The 14,088-nt window shown below is 46.4% G+C and carries 16 protein-coding genes and 1 tRNA gene; 9 read left to right on the top strand and 8 right to left on the bottom strand.

Translation table 11 applies throughout. From position 1 onward, the window contains the following. Positions 1 to 62: 62 nt before the first annotated feature. From OEV79_03570 to dnaA, 3 genes are all read right to left on the bottom strand, one after another. Positions 63 to 527 carry a hypothetical protein gene (locus OEV79_03570; protein MDH4210505.1) on the bottom strand — a complete coding sequence of 155 codons (465 nt, stop codon included), beginning with the start codon at positions 525 to 527 and terminating at the stop codon, positions 63 to 65. Beyond that, positions 527 to 1,621 carry a DNA polymerase III subunit beta gene (gene dnaN, locus OEV79_03565; GenBank protein MDH4210504.1) on the bottom strand — a complete coding sequence of 365 codons (1,095 nt, stop codon included), beginning with the start codon at positions 1,619 to 1,621 and terminating at the stop codon, positions 527 to 529. Before dnaN ends, OEV79_03570 begins: the two co-directional genes overlap by 1 nt. A gap of 192 nt (positions 1,622 to 1,813) precedes the next feature. Further along, the gene (dnaA, locus tag OEV79_03560; GenBank protein MDH4210503.1) at positions 1,814 to 3,136 is read right to left on the bottom strand and encodes a chromosomal replication initiator protein DnaA; all 1,323 of its coding nucleotides are present in this window, start codon (positions 3,134 to 3,136) and stop codon (positions 1,814 to 1,816) included. 259 nt (positions 3,137 to 3,395) lie between these two features. Between dnaA and OEV79_03555 the strand changes: the two genes are divergently transcribed. The 9 genes from OEV79_03555 (at position 3,396) to OEV79_03515 (ending at position 9,224) form a co-directional block, all read left to right on the top strand. After that, positions 3,396 to 4,094 (top strand): hypothetical protein, encoded by a 699-nt coding sequence (locus tag OEV79_03555; GenBank protein ID MDH4210502.1) that lies wholly within the window; start codon positions 3,396 to 3,398, stop codon positions 4,092 to 4,094. 47 nt (positions 4,095 to 4,141) lie between these two features. Further along, on the top strand, positions 4,142 to 4,489 hold the full coding sequence (locus OEV79_03550; GenBank protein ID MDH4210501.1) for a septal ring lytic transglycosylase RlpA family protein: 348 nt from the start codon (positions 4,142 to 4,144) through the stop codon (positions 4,487 to 4,489). After that, the gene (gene ispE / locus OEV79_03545; GenBank protein MDH4210500.1) at positions 4,486 to 5,316 is read left to right on the top strand and encodes a 4-(cytidine 5'-diphospho)-2-C-methyl-D-erythritol kinase; all 831 of its coding nucleotides are present in this window, start codon (positions 4,486 to 4,488) and stop codon (positions 5,314 to 5,316) included. Before OEV79_03550 ends, ispE begins: the two co-directional genes overlap by 4 nt. 107 nt (positions 5,317 to 5,423) lie before the next feature. Then, positions 5,424 to 5,494, top strand: a tRNA-Gln gene (locus OEV79_03540). Positions 5,495 to 5,648: 154 nt separating this feature from the next. Further along, entirely contained in the window at positions 5,649 to 6,602 is a 954-nt protein-coding gene (locus tag OEV79_03535) for a ribose-phosphate pyrophosphokinase (GenBank protein ID MDH4210499.1), read from the top strand. After that, positions 6,599 to 7,306 (top strand): 50S ribosomal protein L25, encoded by a 708-nt coding sequence (locus OEV79_03530; protein ID MDH4210498.1) that lies wholly within the window; start codon positions 6,599 to 6,601, stop codon positions 7,304 to 7,306. The genes OEV79_03535 and OEV79_03530 overlap by 4 nt, the downstream gene beginning before the upstream one ends. Beyond that, positions 7,303 to 7,869, top strand: coding sequence for an aminoacyl-tRNA hydrolase (pth, locus tag OEV79_03525; protein MDH4210497.1), 567 nt, complete (start codon positions 7,303 to 7,305; stop codon positions 7,867 to 7,869). Before OEV79_03530 ends, pth begins: the two co-directional genes overlap by 4 nt. A 22-nt stretch (positions 7,870 to 7,891) precedes the next feature. Continuing rightward, positions 7,892 to 8,896, top strand: a complete 1,005-nt coding sequence (ychF, locus tag OEV79_03520) for a redox-regulated ATPase YchF (protein ID MDH4210496.1) — start codon at positions 7,892 to 7,894, stop codon at positions 8,894 to 8,896. Between the two features lie 103 nt (positions 8,897 to 8,999). Further along, a complete protein-coding gene (locus OEV79_03515; protein MDH4210495.1) occupies positions 9,000 to 9,224 on the top strand; it encodes a hypothetical protein in 225 nt (74 codons plus the stop codon). 59 nt (positions 9,225 to 9,283) lie between these two features. Here the strand turns inward: OEV79_03515 and OEV79_03510 are convergent, their stop codons facing one another. The 5 genes from OEV79_03510 to fba are packed head-to-tail and all read right to left on the bottom strand — an operon-like array spanning position 9,284 to position 13,850. Continuing rightward, a complete protein-coding gene (locus OEV79_03510) occupies positions 9,284 to 10,690 on the bottom strand; it encodes an aldehyde dehydrogenase family protein (GenBank protein MDH4210494.1) in 1,407 nt (468 codons plus the stop codon). A gap of 21 nt (positions 10,691 to 10,711) precedes the next feature. Then, a complete protein-coding gene (locus OEV79_03505) occupies positions 10,712 to 10,972 on the bottom strand; it encodes a DUF4321 domain-containing protein (protein MDH4210493.1) in 261 nt (86 codons plus the stop codon). 18 nt (positions 10,973 to 10,990) lie between these two features. After that, a complete protein-coding gene (amrS, locus tag OEV79_03500; protein ID MDH4210492.1) occupies positions 10,991 to 11,974 on the bottom strand; it encodes an AmmeMemoRadiSam system radical SAM enzyme in 984 nt (327 codons plus the stop codon). Then, entirely contained in the window at positions 11,971 to 12,933 is a 963-nt protein-coding gene (locus OEV79_03495; GenBank protein MDH4210491.1) for an FAD:protein FMN transferase, read from the bottom strand. Before OEV79_03495 ends, amrS begins: the two co-directional genes overlap by 4 nt. Further along, positions 12,930 to 13,850 (bottom strand): class II fructose-1,6-bisphosphate aldolase, encoded by a 921-nt coding sequence (fba, locus tag OEV79_03490; protein ID MDH4210490.1) that lies wholly within the window; start codon positions 13,848 to 13,850, stop codon positions 12,930 to 12,932. The genes OEV79_03495 and fba overlap by 4 nt, the downstream gene beginning before the upstream one ends. Positions 13,851 to 14,088 lie beyond the last annotated feature (238 nt).

The raw sequence follows: 14,088 nt of genomic DNA, 5'->3' as shown, positions 1-14,088 counted from the left end.
AAATTTTTTTGTTGCTGTCAATACCCAATGTTTATCTTTCGCCTGTTAGTACGGCCTATGCCCTAAAAGTAGAAGAGAAAGCCCAGCCCGCCTTCAAGGTCAAAGCTGGTCTCGGGGATAAGGTCGACAACGGGCAATATTTCAAGGAATATCCCAAATTGGGAGACATTGTATTCAACGCCGCCACCGATACGCACTCCGAGGTGAAATTCATTCTCATCGGTGGTTTCATCCTTCTTGAACCTGAAACGACCCCCAGCCGCAATATATGGCGTGAAATCGCTTATCGTTGTGCCCTCGGCGGTTTCGATCACCATCGGAAAGAGGTGTTGATAGTCCCCGGTCAGGTGCACGCCCGGGTCATCAATAAATGACCATCCAGCATGCGCCGAGAATGCAGACTGTCTTGACAACATGTATTTAAGTGACAGTCCAGTTGGACTTCCCAGGACGACCCCAAGCCCCAGGTTTCCGGCAAACGCAACCACCGGAGCGATCAGGATACATAGAATTGCTAATTTCTTCATCATTCCCACCCTTCGATCCTTAAAGGCATCAATAAATACAGTATATTCTCCTGTGCTTTTGGTCCAAGAAGTGCCGCCGTCGATTGTGATGTCAGCTGCATAACCACGTCGTTTGTCGTCACATGTCGTAAGATTTCGATAATGTAGCTTGCGTTAAACCAGATGGATAGACCCTCACCTTCGTAAACACAGGGGATTTCTTCCTTGGCCTCACCAATGTCTGGCGAGGAGGCCGATAAAACAATACCGCCGCTGCTGTAGTCAAACTTAACATTCTTGATGTGCGGACTGGAAACCAGGGAAACACGCTTGAGGGCACCATCTAAAATATCCTTCTCTATCGTACAATTACCCACAAAGGTTTTCGGTATGACCCCTTCATAGTTAGGGTAGGGACCCTCAATTAAGCGCGCGATTATTTTTGTGTCCGCGAATTTCAGACCCAACATTCTTTCTTCCGAGAATATTTCGACCTGCTCGTCAGGGCTGTCGTAGCCGATGAGATCGAACAGTTTAGGTGCAACGATGATTTCACCCGGATTTTCCTGTTTTTCGGTTTTGCACATCGCCAACCGGGCGCCATCGGTTGTTACGAATTTTAATTCATTTTCCTTCAGTTGAATGAGGACACCATTCATTGGCCGGCGGCTGATGTCCTTTGCAACCATGAAAATGGTTGAGTTGACCATCTCCTGTGCTTGACTGATATTGATATCAAACCATTTCTTCTCGGGAAATTTAGGGACTTCGGGAAATTCTTGAGAGTCCAAAGAAGGAATATTGAAATGCGCATTGCCAGCAGAAATTTGCAGGTTCAGTTCTTTTAGTTTGAATCCGATTTCTTTAGCGTTCGCCTCTCTTGTTATTTCGAGTATTTTCTTCCCCGGTATCAGTACTTTTCCTGTATCCTTGACCTCGGCAGGTATGACCTTTCTTATAAAAATATCTAAATCAGTTGCTTCTATCGAGATTTCTTTATCCTTTGCTTCTAATATGATATTCTGTAATACGGTATAGGTACTCTTTGGAGGAATTATTCGTACGACACTATTCAGCGTTTTCTCCAATGCACTTTTAGCAATTTTGAATTCCATGTATCCTCCTTAATAAATACAACAACAATATATAAATATATATTTGTTGTTGTTGTTGGGTAGGTGGAAATGTTGATATGTCCCTAAAGCTTCAAAATCCTTCAACAAACTTCCTTCGAATATCCAGAAAGGTACGTGGATTTCCTGTGAACAAACGGTGTCTTTCAAATTCTTCAATCTTTTCTCCACGTGTTACACACTATTTATTCGCGTCATTATCCCCTGGAGTTTTTGGCTATATTCAAAGTCGGCTTTCTTCAAATTTTCGACTTTCTCAATAGCATGCATGACCGTTGTGTGGTCCTTTCCTCCAAAGAAATCACCGATTTCAGTAAGGGAGAGACTGAGCAAATTGCGGATCAAGTACATGGAAGTCTGTCGCGCCAGTGCCAACTTCTGGGTTCTGCGTCGGCCCTTGAGCTCTAACTCGGTGAAGCCGAACTCATCGACAACGTTGCGCAGGATCATTTCTTTCGTGACCTTGCCTCCGTGGTTTAAGAGGTCCTTAAGCACGGTCTCGGTCAGTTGTTCCGTCACATCTTCGCCTGACAAGGATGACATTGCCAGTAGTCTGATCAGGCAACCCTCTAATTCACGGATATTCGATTTCACCCGGGAGGCAATATAATAAGCCACGTTACTCGGGATCCTGATGTTCTCAAATTCCGCCTTCTTCTGCAGGATAGCAATGCGAGTCTCAAGGTCCGGGGGTTGAAGGTCAACGACAAGCCCTCCCTGGAAGCGGGATGTGAGACGCTCCTCAATAGTCGGGATCTCCTTTGGTGGCCGGTCTGAACTAATGACTATTTGCTTTCCCTGGGTGTACAGGTAGTTAAAAGTGTGAAATATCTCTTCCTGCAACCGCTCTTTTCCAAAAAGGAATTGAATATCGTCGATAAGGAGGAGTTCCTTCGTGCGATACTTCCTCTTAAATGTCATCTGTTGGTTCTTCTGTATTGCCTCAATGAGCTCGGTCATTATGTTTTCCGCTTGAGTATAATACACACTCAGGTTCTTATACTGGCGATGTGCAAAATTGCCTATCGCCTGCATGAGATGGGTTTTACCCAACCCCACGCCACCATAGAGGAAGAGAGGATTGTATGCTTGGCCGGGCGCTTCGGCAACGGCCAGCGCCGCTGCATGCGCGAATTCATTGCTCTTGCCAACGACAAAATTCTCGAAAGTATACCGCTCTTGCAGTTTTGTTGAGGCGTGGGAAAGAATAATCCTTTTCCTCTTGCGGATCGGACGATCACCCTGCTGCTTTGTTGCCTTGAACGCAAGCCGCAGTTTGCTTCCGTTTACGTGATTAACCGCCTCTTCCAGTATGCTGTAATAATGTTCCTCTATCCAGTCGATAAAAAATCCGTTCGGGAATTCAACGAGGAGTACATCATCTTTAAGTTCAACTCCGGAGCTACTGCCAAACCATGTGGCAAAGGATTGGGGGTTGATTCTTTCCTTTAAATAATTTAGGATATTCTCCCAGGTTTTTTTCGCCTGCTCAGTCATTTTGTTTATCCACAGAAACCCACATAGTTATCCACACGGAAAGCATACATTTCTCCTTATTTTTTGACATGTTAACGAGAAAAAAAAGAATCTGAAAAAGATTCTTTACCGGTGCCTAAAGTCTACACAAAAGAAGGTGAAAGTCAAGAAAAAAATGGAAAGCGAACGATATTATTCGGCACAAAATTTGCATTGAACAAAAATTCTAGAAAATTCTCAGGTCGTTGACAAACCAATGGAAGTTTTATATAATGAATTTATGATAACATTCTTTCTGGTTGGGTTGCTTGTCTATCAGAACGCAGATACTCTTCAATTTACAGATCAAGATTCAGTTGTTGACATAATAATCCTGGAAGACGAAGATTACAGCGACAGCTTGGGGCAAATAGTCGTTCGACGGGGAAGGGTGTCGGAAGATCACATGTATTATCTGATCTATGAGGCGGTGCAAGCCGGTGATGAGGAAGTGGTGCATTCAAAAATATCGTTTTACGACGCCGGGAAAAACCTTTTGTGGGAAGAACTGGGGCAGGAGGGAAGAAACATTTCATATGATTTCTCCGGCATATACGACGGGATCCTGGTCGTCACAATCTGGGATAGACTCAGCAGTGATCCTAGCTTCTTTGTGGTGAAGGACGGCGAGAAGGTTGAAATCATAGAAGAAGGAGAATGGCAGCAATTACTTGATTACAGGGTCTCACCAAACGGCCAGTATTTTTTGTTCTACACCAGAAACCCGCGCAATGGGAAAACCTGGGATTACCTTTATTTCTATGATCTTGGTGATCGACGCGACTGGGATTATCTCTTCCCAATATGTATGTCCTGCAAGAGGGGTTGGGTTGACATAAATGTCGATGACGATGGTCGGTCCGAAGCCATCTACAAAGGCGAACACCGTATTTTCTCAAGGGGCGGGGTGCTAGAAGAAATTTTCATGAAACTACAGTAAAAACATATTCCGTTGACATCAAAATAAATCATTGTATAATAGGACGAATGGGCATTGTGTTATGTCTCTATTCATGTTGTTGTCTATTTGGTGGACCTACCAGTGCTCCGACATATGGCCTGGCGTCCTATTATGGGTCAGAATTCCACGGCAAAAAGACGGCATCGGGTGAAATCTTCAATCAGTGGGATTACACCTGTGCCCATAGGGATCTTCCATTTGGAACGCGCATCAAGGTCACCAACGTTAAAAACAAGAAATCCGTGGTCGTGAGGGTAAATGACCGGGGACCGTGGGTACGCGGCAGGTTGATTGATATATCCTATGCCGCGGCAAAAAAGATTGACATGATCGCAGCCGGGGTCACGAAAGTCAAAATAGAGATACTTAAATGATTAGACTAAAAGCCTGGGCGAAAGTGAATATCGGGCTGAAGATCCTCAATAAACGGGAAGATGGTTTCCATAATTTGGAGACGACCCTTACGACGGTAAACCTGTCTGATTTTTTGACGCTGGAGGAAACAACGTCGGGCACCGTCATAGAAGCCAAAAATCTCCAGATTGAGCGGCCTGATAACCTTTGTTACCGGGCTGCTGAACTATTCAAGCAACGATATGGAATAACCCGGGGGGTTAAGATCGGGCTTGTAAAGAACATCCCCGTTGGTGCTGGTTTAGGCGGCGGGTCTGCAGATGCCGCCACGGTGCTCAAGGGTCTTGGAAAGCTCTTCAATATGTTCATCGGGGACGAGGAACTCATGGAAATGGCCCGGGAGATAGGCTCTGATGTGCCGTTTTTCATCAAAGGGGGTGCTGCCTATGCACGCGGCAGGGGTGATGAGCTGACTTTTTTCAAATTACCCCGGATGGATCTTGTGCTTTACTATCCAGGATATGCGATATCTACGAAATGGGCTTACGAACAATATGATAAGATGATGTTGACACACGAGCCGGATGTGGATAATATTGTTCAGGACAAACGCAAAGCGAAGAGAAAGGGCTTTCAGCTGGAGAATAGCTTTGAAAAGGTAATTTTCCAGTACCACCCTGATCTATTGGATGTAAAAACGAATTTACTTGGCACGGGCGCCTTTTTTGTGTCATTATCCGGTAGCGGTTCATGTATTTTCGCTGTCGTTGATGACAGCCTTCGTCCCAAGATAATAAAGTACCTGGGTGGAATCGGTGCTACATATTTCGAAGTGGCAACTACTTGACGAAACAGGTAATTGTTGGTCGGTTGCGAAAAGCGTTTCGTCAACCGTGGATCGATGACGTTGGACGAAACGATCATCGAAACCGTAAAACGTCAGTCGATCTTTATTGGGGCGTCGTCTAGTGGCAGGACACAGGATTTTGGATCCTGGCGCGGAGGTTCGACTCCTCCCGCCCCAGCTACGGGAAGACAGGGAGACCCGGTAACACGGAGCGGCGAAGATGCTGAGAAGATGAGAGGATGAGAAGTGAGGAAGTTGAGAAACGGGGAGCTTGATACGCTGAGCAGCGGCTTGAATCCATTTTTGCCTTCCGGCAAAAAGGAGGTTTTTTGATGAAAAGGGATATAAAGTTATTTGCGGGTAGTGCGAGTCAGGATTTGACAAAAAAGATTTCTTCAGCCATTGGCGTTCCGGTTAGTAAGAGCACGATTACGCGCTTTGCTGACGGTGAGCTGAAGGTCAAACTGGAAGAGAATATCCGCGGTCGCGATGTATTTATCGTGCAGTCAACACATTCGCCAGCCGAGCATATTCTTGAGCTCCTGTTATTTCTTGACGCGGCGAAACGTGCTTCAGCGGATCGTGTAACCGCGGTCATTCCATACTTCGGCTATGCCAGGCAGGACAGAAAAGATGAGCCAAGGGTACCGATTTCGGCAAAGTTGCTTGCTGACCTGATCGCGAGAAGTGGTGCCAGCAGGGTATTGACAATGGACCTGCACGCCGAACAGATACAGGGATACTTTGACATTCCTGTCGATCACCTATATGCAGCACCTGTCTTTATCGACTACTATCAGAAATTCAGCACTGCTTCCCTGATCGTGGTCGCTCCCGATACCGGGAGCGTCAAGAGGGCGCGCGCTTTTGCGAGGCGCCTGGGTAAACACGTGCCGATCGCAATAGTTGATAAACGGCGGACTGGGCCAAATAAATCGGTAGTAGTGAACATCATCGGTGAGGTTGAGAACAAGATTGCATTGATCTACGATGATATGTTAGACACCGGCGGGACCATGGTCGATGCTGCTGATTCCATCCGCAAAAAAGGTGCCAAAGAAATATACACTTGTGTAGTACACCCACTCCTCTCTGGCAACGCGCCGGAAAGGTTAATGAAATCTTGTATCAAGGAGCTCGTGGTGACTGACACAATACCGTTGTCTCCGGAGAAGAAAATAAAGAAACTGAAAATATTGTCCGTTGCCAGTCTTCTAGGTAAAGCGATCATCAGAATCCATCGCGCTGAATCGATAAGTTCATTATTCAAGGAGGTACAAACATGAAAATAGATCTACCTGCGAATACCCTTGAGACCGAGAAAAAGGGTGATATAAAACGATTACGCAGAGAAGGCAAAATTCCGGCCGTTCTATATGGACACAAAGAGAAAACCAAAAGAATATATGTTGAACAGAAGGAATTCAAAAAAGTTTTGGATGCAATGAAGAGCGAAACCGTCATTGTCAATCTGAAAATTGGTAGTAAAGGCTTTCCGTGTGTGATCAAGTCTTTGCAGCAAAATCCATTAGAGGCAACGCTGCTACACGTGGATTTTCAGCATATTCATAAAAAAGAGAAAATAAGAGCAACCGTGCCAATTCATGCTCTTGGTGAAGCACCCGGAATCAAGAAGGGTGGAATTCTGGACGTTCATCTTCATGAAGTGCAGGTGAGATGCCTGCCCGACGCTCTTCCTTCCCACATTGATGTTGACATCTCCAACCTTGATCTGGGTGAGGCTATTCACATCAGTGATATTCAGATGCCTAGTGTGGAGTTTGAGCTTTCGTCTGATACGACCGTCGTTTCGATTCTTGTCCCGCGCGCGTTAGAGGTTGAGGTTAAGGCGCCGGCTGAAGAGGAGGTTGTCGCGGCCGAAGAGGGCGCAGAAGAGGAAGAGAAAAAAGAGGAAGTAAAGGAAGCTAAAGAAAAGAAAGAGGTGAAGGAAGAGAAAAAAGGCAAGGAGGCACCCAGAGGAGGGAAATGATAATTTTTGGGCTTGGTAATCCAGGTCTGAAATATCGAAGAACAAGACATAACGCAGGATACCTCTTCCTTGAACAACTGGCCCGAACGTCAAAAAAGAGATTCGTCGACAAACGACAGTACAGACAAACAAAGCTTCGCATAAGAAATACGCCGGTGCAGCTTGTAAAGCCCAATTGTTGGATGAACCAGTGCGGTTTAGTGGTTCGCGACCTGCTCCGGGGCGAGAAAGATGACTTTCTGGTTGTTCTTGATGACGTCAACTTACCCCTTGGAAGAATGCGTCTGAGAAGTAATGGAAGCGACGGCGGGCATTTGGGGCTACGGTCATTAATAGATAGTCTTGGAACCTGCGACTTTCCCCGTTTGCGAATAGGCATCGGTCAACCCTCGATTGATACCGAAGATTATGTTCTTGAAAGTTTCAATTCAGGGGAGATGAGAATACTCGTCAGGGTGCTGAAACATGGCATAGAAGGAATAAGAATACTGGTGCGCGATGGCTTTGTGAAAGCTCAGAACCACATCAACTCGATTAAGATTGAGTTAGATTCAGACAAATGAGTATCATATTCTCTTCGAAAATATGAAGATTGGTATTGTCGGATTGCCCAATGTTGGTAAATCCAGCCTCTTCAATCTGCTAACAAAGGCCGGTGCCCAGGTGGCAAATTTCCCTTTTACCACGATAGATAGAAATGTAGGTATGGTTATGATTCAGGACGAGCGCCTTGAGCATATTGTGGAGATCACAAAATCCCCCAAGATGAGATACGCCAGCATTGAGTTCGTGGATATCGCCGGTCTTATCAAAGATGCGCATAAGGGTGAAGGTCTGGGCAATAAGTTTCTCTCTCACATCCGGGATGTTGATTGCATCGTACACGTTTTGAGGTGCTTCGAAGCACCCGATGTTGCGCATACTTCGGCTGAGCTGTCGCCAGAAGGTGATTATTCAGTGGTTCGCACGGAATTGCTGCTTGCAGATCTGGAAATTGTAGAAAGGCGTATTGAGAAAATAAAAAAAGCGGCGGAATTTCGTGAAGAACTCCAGAAACTGGATAGCATTAAAGATGAACTAGTTCAAGGCAATATACCGAGCGAGACCCACGAGGGAATTCCACTGCTTACCACGAAAAAGGAGATTGTGTTGTTGAATCTTGATGACGAGGGTAAGTTCGTTACTGAACATGAAGGATATAGAATTTCGGTGAAGCTTGAAGAGGAAACAGGAGATTTCAGCGATGAAGAGAGAATAGAATTGAGGCAAGATGCGGGAGTGGATCCACGGGGCATTGATGGTCTCGTGAGGATGTGCATGGAAGAATTATCTATCATTCTTTTCTACACGATCAAGGGTGAGGAGGCACGTGCCTGGCCTGTCGCAAGGGGGATACGGGTAATCGACGCGGCTGGTAAGATTCACACGGATATGCAGAAAGGTTTCATCAAGGCCGAAGTCCTGGCTTATGATGATTTTATCAGAGCCGGAGGATTTGGTGAAGGCCAGAATCGGGGGTATACCAAGATTGAAGGCAAAGAATATGTAGTACACGACGGTGATATCATTTTGGTTAAATTCCGGGGATGATGTGCTTGAATCACCCATAGCGGAAAAAAATTTGTTGACAATAAATTAATTGTTCATATAATACGTTAGTACACCAGAGCGACAAAGATATTAAGGAGGCTCTATGTCATTATGGGCACTTGTTTTATTCTTGGTCGGGGTGGTTGGATTAATCCTTCATTTTTTCAACATCTTCAGTTGGTTCGCACCATGGTGGGGAATGATTCTTATGTTCATGGCTTTTGGAATGCTTACGAGAATATGGAGGAAAGAAAGAGAAGGGGAGAAGGAAAAATTGGTTGAAAGGATTCAAGAGCTGGAAGCACAGCTTGAATCCCGCGGCGAATAGCTGGCCGCATATTACAAACCTTTACGGTATCGCACAACACAAAAAATACTTACTTAATACTATATCTGGTCGAGTATAACGAGTTTCTCTTCCGTCATTTCCCTAATCGCAAAATCGGGACCTTCGCGGCCAATGCCGCTTCCTTTTGTACCGCCATAAGGCATATTGTCGACTCTGTACGTGGGAATTTCATTGATCAGTACTCCTCCGGCGTCGATTTCGCGCGCGCACTGGAGTGCCTTGGTGATGTCCCGTGTGAAGACCCCTGCCTGTAAGCCATATTTTGTGTTGTTGACTTTTTGAATCGCATCGTCGATTCCATTAAATGCGTTGACTGCAACGATCGGTGCAAATGCCTCTTCCTGAATAACCAGAGCATCCTCCGGCACATTATAGATGATCGTTGGCGTGAAAATGCTACCTTCTCTTTTGCCGCCGACAATGACCTTCCCACCTTTTTTTACTGCATCCTCACAGAATAATTCCGCTTTTTCCAACGCAGCATTGTCGATCATCGGGCCCATCTCGGTATGCTCGAGAAGTTGGTCCCCGTATTTTATGTGTTTAACTTCATCCGTAAGCATGCCGAGAAGGTCATCGGCAACCGTATCTTCAACGTACACTCGCTGGATTGAGATACAGACCTGCCCGGCAAGGGTATACCCACCCTTGCGTACTTTCTTTGCGAGAATCTCGAGTGGCGCATCTTTGCATGCGATGACTGCGGAGTTGGAGCCAAGTTCCATTGTCACTCGTTTCATACCACAATTGGCGGTGATTGTTTCTCCAACTTCGAGGGAGCCGGTGAAACTTATTTTCTTAACGAGCGGGTCCTTGATGAGTGTCATGCCGATAGTACTGCCAGGACCGGTCAGAACCGAGATTCCCTCAACCGGAAGACCGGCTTCCACCAGGGCTTCGGCCAGCATCACGCCAGATATCGGTGTTTTTGTTGCTGGCTTGTGAATAACCGCATTGCCTGCTGCAATAGCTGGCCCGATTTTGTGGCAAGATAGATTAAGGGGGAAATTGAAGGGTGTGATAGCCAGAACGATTCCCAGCGGAACCCGCATGAAAAAACCCAATTTCTTGGATTGTCCACCAAGGTCAAAACGAACGGTCTCGCCGGTCAATTTTAGTGCTGCGATGGCTGACAGTTTCATAGTGTTAGCGGCGCGGTCAGCTTCACTACGCGCTTCGTTGATTGTTTTGCCGGATTCAAGGGCTATGGCACGGCTGAAGTCGTCTCTGCGTGAAATTATTATCTGCGCCGTTTTTTCTAAGATCCTTGACCTTTCGCCAGCGGGCATTTTCCTCAGTATATCGAATCCTTTCTGAGCGATAGCCAGTGCTTCTTTGACATCTGCGTTTTCGCTCCTACCGAGCGTCTCAACAATTTGATCATTGTAGGGATTAATGACCTCGATCTTTTTGTCCCTTACTACTCTTTTACCTTTGATAAACATGATGTTTCTGGCCTGTCAATTCTATAATTTATGCAGTAAATAGATAGCCAGGAATATGAAGATTACTGTCACCAGCGTAATGTTCAACCCAAGCCCGATCGTAAAGTTAAAAAAACCAAGATTCACCTCGACTGCTGAGAAACCAACTTTTAGTGCGCTGAAGAAAAAGTTCTTCACAGGGCCCTTTGGAAAAATGCCGCTCAGCAGGGATGATAGTGCCGAGCCGATAATTCCGCCTATTATTACACCGGCGATTACATGCCCCAACTTACGTCTTGCCATGATCCTCCTTTATGGTTTTCATACCACAACTGGAATCTTCTCCCCGCATTTATTGCACTTATTCCCGTCAAGACCTTTGACCATTGCCTGAAAATACATCCGTTCTATGAGCATGTTCCCGCATTTCGGGCAGACCGTATGGGCACCCTCTTCAGATGGCAGGTTTCCAATGTAGACATAAGCCAGTTTTTCGCGAGCCTTCGAATATGCGTATTCGATCATCTTTACCGAAGTTGGAGGTTTCGTGTATTCATAATTGGGGTAGTATCTCGAAAAGTGAAGAGGTATATTTGGGTCTATGGAAGAGACATAATCGACCAAGCTGTCGATATCCGTTTTCTTGTCATTCAATCCAGTGACAAGGAGATTCGTGATTTCAATATGACAATTCTTGTGTGCAGTTTCGATAGTTCTCTTAACTGCGGCCAGGTCTCCCTTCAATGTTTTTTTGTACACATCCGGATTCATTGTTTTGAGGTCGATGTTCATAGCATCGATCAGCGGTATAAGCTCACGCAGCGGATCTTCGTTGATCAGTCCATTGGTCACAAGTACATTCTTGCCACCAATTTCATGAATAGCCTTTCCTGCGTCTATCAAATATTCAAACCACATTAAAGGCTCGGTGTACGTATATGCAACACCCATTGACTCGTGGTCCCTCGACATTTTCTGAAGTATTTCGGGAGATAGATACTGGGTTTGCACTTCAACTTGTGAGATTTCCCAGTTCTGACAGAACGGACACCGCATGTTGCAGCTGTTGCACGCAATGGAGAGTATCTGCGACCCGGGATGAAAATGGTACAGCGGTTTCTTTTCTATGGGGTCCATTGCGATCGAAGTGGTTTCGCCGTAATTGGTCGCCCACAATCTACCCGCTTCATTCTTACGCCCGCGGCAGAGTCCCCACTTATCCAATTTGATTTTGCACAAGTGTGGGCACATTGTGCATTCAACATGATCTGTTTTGGTTCTATAGTGTTTTGCTTCAACCTTCATCTGTTGGAAAGTCTCTCCAGTTCACCATTGCGCTCATAATATATTATACCTTTTATTCCGAGTGAATCAAGGAATTGAATGCCTCTTGTCGCGCCCATGACGGCGATCGCCGTTGACATCGCGTCAGCAAATGCGGCATTGTCAGCGCACACGGTTACCGAAGCGAACTCCTTTGCTGGTAGACCAGTATGCGGATTCAGGATGTGCGGGTGACGCTGGTTGCCGATGATGAAAAATTTCTCGTAATCACCGGACGTAGAGACGGCAGAATCTTTCATATCAATGGTTTCGATCACACCTCCACCACGCGGGTTGCGGATGCCCACACGCCACGGTCTCTTCTCGGGCGATCGTCCTATTGTAATGATCTCACCGCCGATGTCTATTATTGCCGACTTCACATGATTCTGCCTGAGAATATCCGCGGCACGGTCCGCGGCAAACCCTTGGGCAATGCCGCCAAGGTCAACGCGCATACCTGGTTCGATGATAATTGAATCTTCTTTTATCTGGATTTTTGTGTAATCAACGAGACCTATTGCGCGGGAAATTTCGCCCGCACCGGGCATCTTTGGCTCTCCAAGGTAGAAACCCCAAATCTCGAGTAACGGGGCTATTGTAATATCGAAAAGACCGCCGGTCAGCCGCGAGACCGAGTCGCTAAGTGTAACAAGAAAGACTATGTCACTCGGAGCCTTTACCCGCGAATTGCGGTTCAGTTCACTCAGCAGACTTTTGTCACTAAAGTAATTCAACAGCGAATCAAGCCGCGTGAGTTCCAGATCGAGAACATCAATAATCTCTTTTGCACGGTATTCATGAATGAATTGAAATTTCACGTTACACTGTGCACCAAACAGAAAATTGCTGTAACTGTACTCCTTCGGTGGCACGCCGCATAAAACGAACATTAACAGAATGCAAAGAACGGCTGGTGTGATGAGAAAAGGTTTTTTCACAAGCGATCTTTTGTGCCAAACACTTGTATTCTGTCTGTTACAACTTCGGCGACCAGGTCTCGTGCACGGCCCGTGATCTTTCTTGGGTCAAAATCAGCAGGGTTCTCCTCAAGATATTCCCTAAGCCCTGCCGTGAAGCCGATCCTCAAATCAGTGTCGGTGTTTATCTTGGCTATGCCATTCTTAACGGCCTGGCGGATGAGGTTGTCCGGCACACCGCGCGCGTGCTCCAGCGCACCGCCGTGTTTGTTCACACGGTTGATCCATTTAGTTTTAACGCCGGATGCACCGTGAAGCACGAGCGGTATTCGGATCAACCCGGCGATTTCCTTTAGTATGTCGATGCGTAATTTTGGTTTGCCCTTGAACTTATACGCGCCGTGCGAAGTCCCGATGGCGATCGCCAGTGCATCGCATTCGGTTTCTTCGGCAAATCTCTTTGCCTCGTGCGGCTCCGTATACAGGGCTTCCTTTTCCGTGACGTCAACGTCATCTTCAATGCCCGCAAGCCTCCCGATCTCCGCTTCGACTGTCAACCGCCTTGCGTGCGCGTAGCGCACGACCTTTCTTGTCAGCTTCACATTTTCGCCGAATGGCAGATGTGAGGCATCGATCATGACCGATGTGTAGCCATGCTTTATGCATTCCCTGCACAGTTCATAGGATTTGCCATGATCTAAGTGTAGCACAACCGGGATTTTTGTTCGCTTTGCCATGCCGATGATCATCTCGGAGATATTTTCGATCCCGGCATACCTGATCGCCTTCTCACTCGTGGCGACGATCACCGGCGCTTTTAGTGCCTCGGATGCACTGATGATCGCCTGGGTGATTTCCAGGTTTGAGGTGTTGAACGCGCCCACGGCATAGCCATTTTTGCGCGCTTTTGGAAGGATTTTATTTAGATTAACTAACATACCATTTCTCTCAGAATGTAATATTAATCGGAAACTGCACCTGTGTCAACGCTACAGAGGTCATTATTCTGTCATTCCCCGGTTTAGCCGGGGAATCCAGGTTCTGTGGTACGGTTTTTGCTCTGGATCGTCCGGTCCCGCCTGAGGCGGACAAGCAAGCCGGACGATGACAGGAGGGGGTGGGCTGGACGACAGCCGTAGGATCAGGTTGGAGGGTGGTGAGAGAGATTTTGTCATT

It is taken from the genome of candidate division WOR-3 bacterium, assembly GCA_029858255.1.
Classification (GTDB): Bacteria; Hydrothermota; Tepidihabitantia; order SM23-42; family SM23-42; genus SM23-42.
Note: the sequence above shows the minus strand (reverse complement) of the source record. Positions and strands in the feature narration are given on the sequence as shown.

Excerpts from the sequence above, each read along its gene's own strand:
- OEV79_03570 (MDH4210505.1), bottom strand. The coding sequence starts at position 527 with ATGAAGAAATTAGCAATTCTATGTATCCTGATCGCTCCGGTGGTTGCG.
- dnaN (MDH4210504.1), bottom strand. The coding sequence starts at position 1,621 with ATGGAATTCAAAATTGCTAAAAGTGCATTGGAGAAAACGCTGAATAGT.
- dnaA (MDH4210503.1), bottom strand. The coding sequence starts at position 3,136 with ATGACTGAGCAGGCGAAAAAAACCTGGGAGAATATCCTAAATTATTTA.
- OEV79_03555 (MDH4210502.1), top strand. The coding sequence starts at position 3,396 with ATGATAACATTCTTTCTGGTTGGGTTGCTTGTCTATCAGAACGCAGAT.
- OEV79_03550 (MDH4210501.1), top strand. The coding sequence starts at position 4,142 with ATGGGCATTGTGTTATGTCTCTATTCATGTTGTTGTCTATTTGGTGGA.
- ispE (MDH4210500.1), top strand. The coding sequence starts at position 4,486 with ATGATTAGACTAAAAGCCTGGGCGAAAGTGAATATCGGGCTGAAGATC.
- OEV79_03535 (MDH4210499.1), top strand. The coding sequence starts at position 5,649 with ATGAAAAGGGATATAAAGTTATTTGCGGGTAGTGCGAGTCAGGATTTG.
- OEV79_03530 (MDH4210498.1), top strand. The coding sequence starts at position 6,599 with ATGAAAATAGATCTACCTGCGAATACCCTTGAGACCGAGAAAAAGGGT.
- pth (MDH4210497.1), top strand. The coding sequence starts at position 7,303 with ATGATAATTTTTGGGCTTGGTAATCCAGGTCTGAAATATCGAAGAACA.
- ychF (MDH4210496.1), top strand. The coding sequence starts at position 7,892 with ATGAAGATTGGTATTGTCGGATTGCCCAATGTTGGTAAATCCAGCCTC.
- OEV79_03515 (MDH4210495.1), top strand. The coding sequence starts at position 9,000 with ATGTCATTATGGGCACTTGTTTTATTCTTGGTCGGGGTGGTTGGATTA.
- OEV79_03510 (MDH4210494.1), bottom strand. The coding sequence starts at position 10,690 with ATGTTTATCAAAGGTAAAAGAGTAGTAAGGGACAAAAAGATCGAGGTC.
- OEV79_03505 (MDH4210493.1), bottom strand. The coding sequence starts at position 10,972 with ATGGCAAGACGTAAGTTGGGGCATGTAATCGCCGGTGTAATAATAGGC.
- amrS (MDH4210492.1), bottom strand. The coding sequence starts at position 11,974 with ATGAAGGTTGAAGCAAAACACTATAGAACCAAAACAGATCATGTTGAA.
- fba (MDH4210490.1), bottom strand. The coding sequence starts at position 13,850 with ATGTTAGTTAATCTAAATAAAATCCTTCCAAAAGCGCGCAAAAATGGC.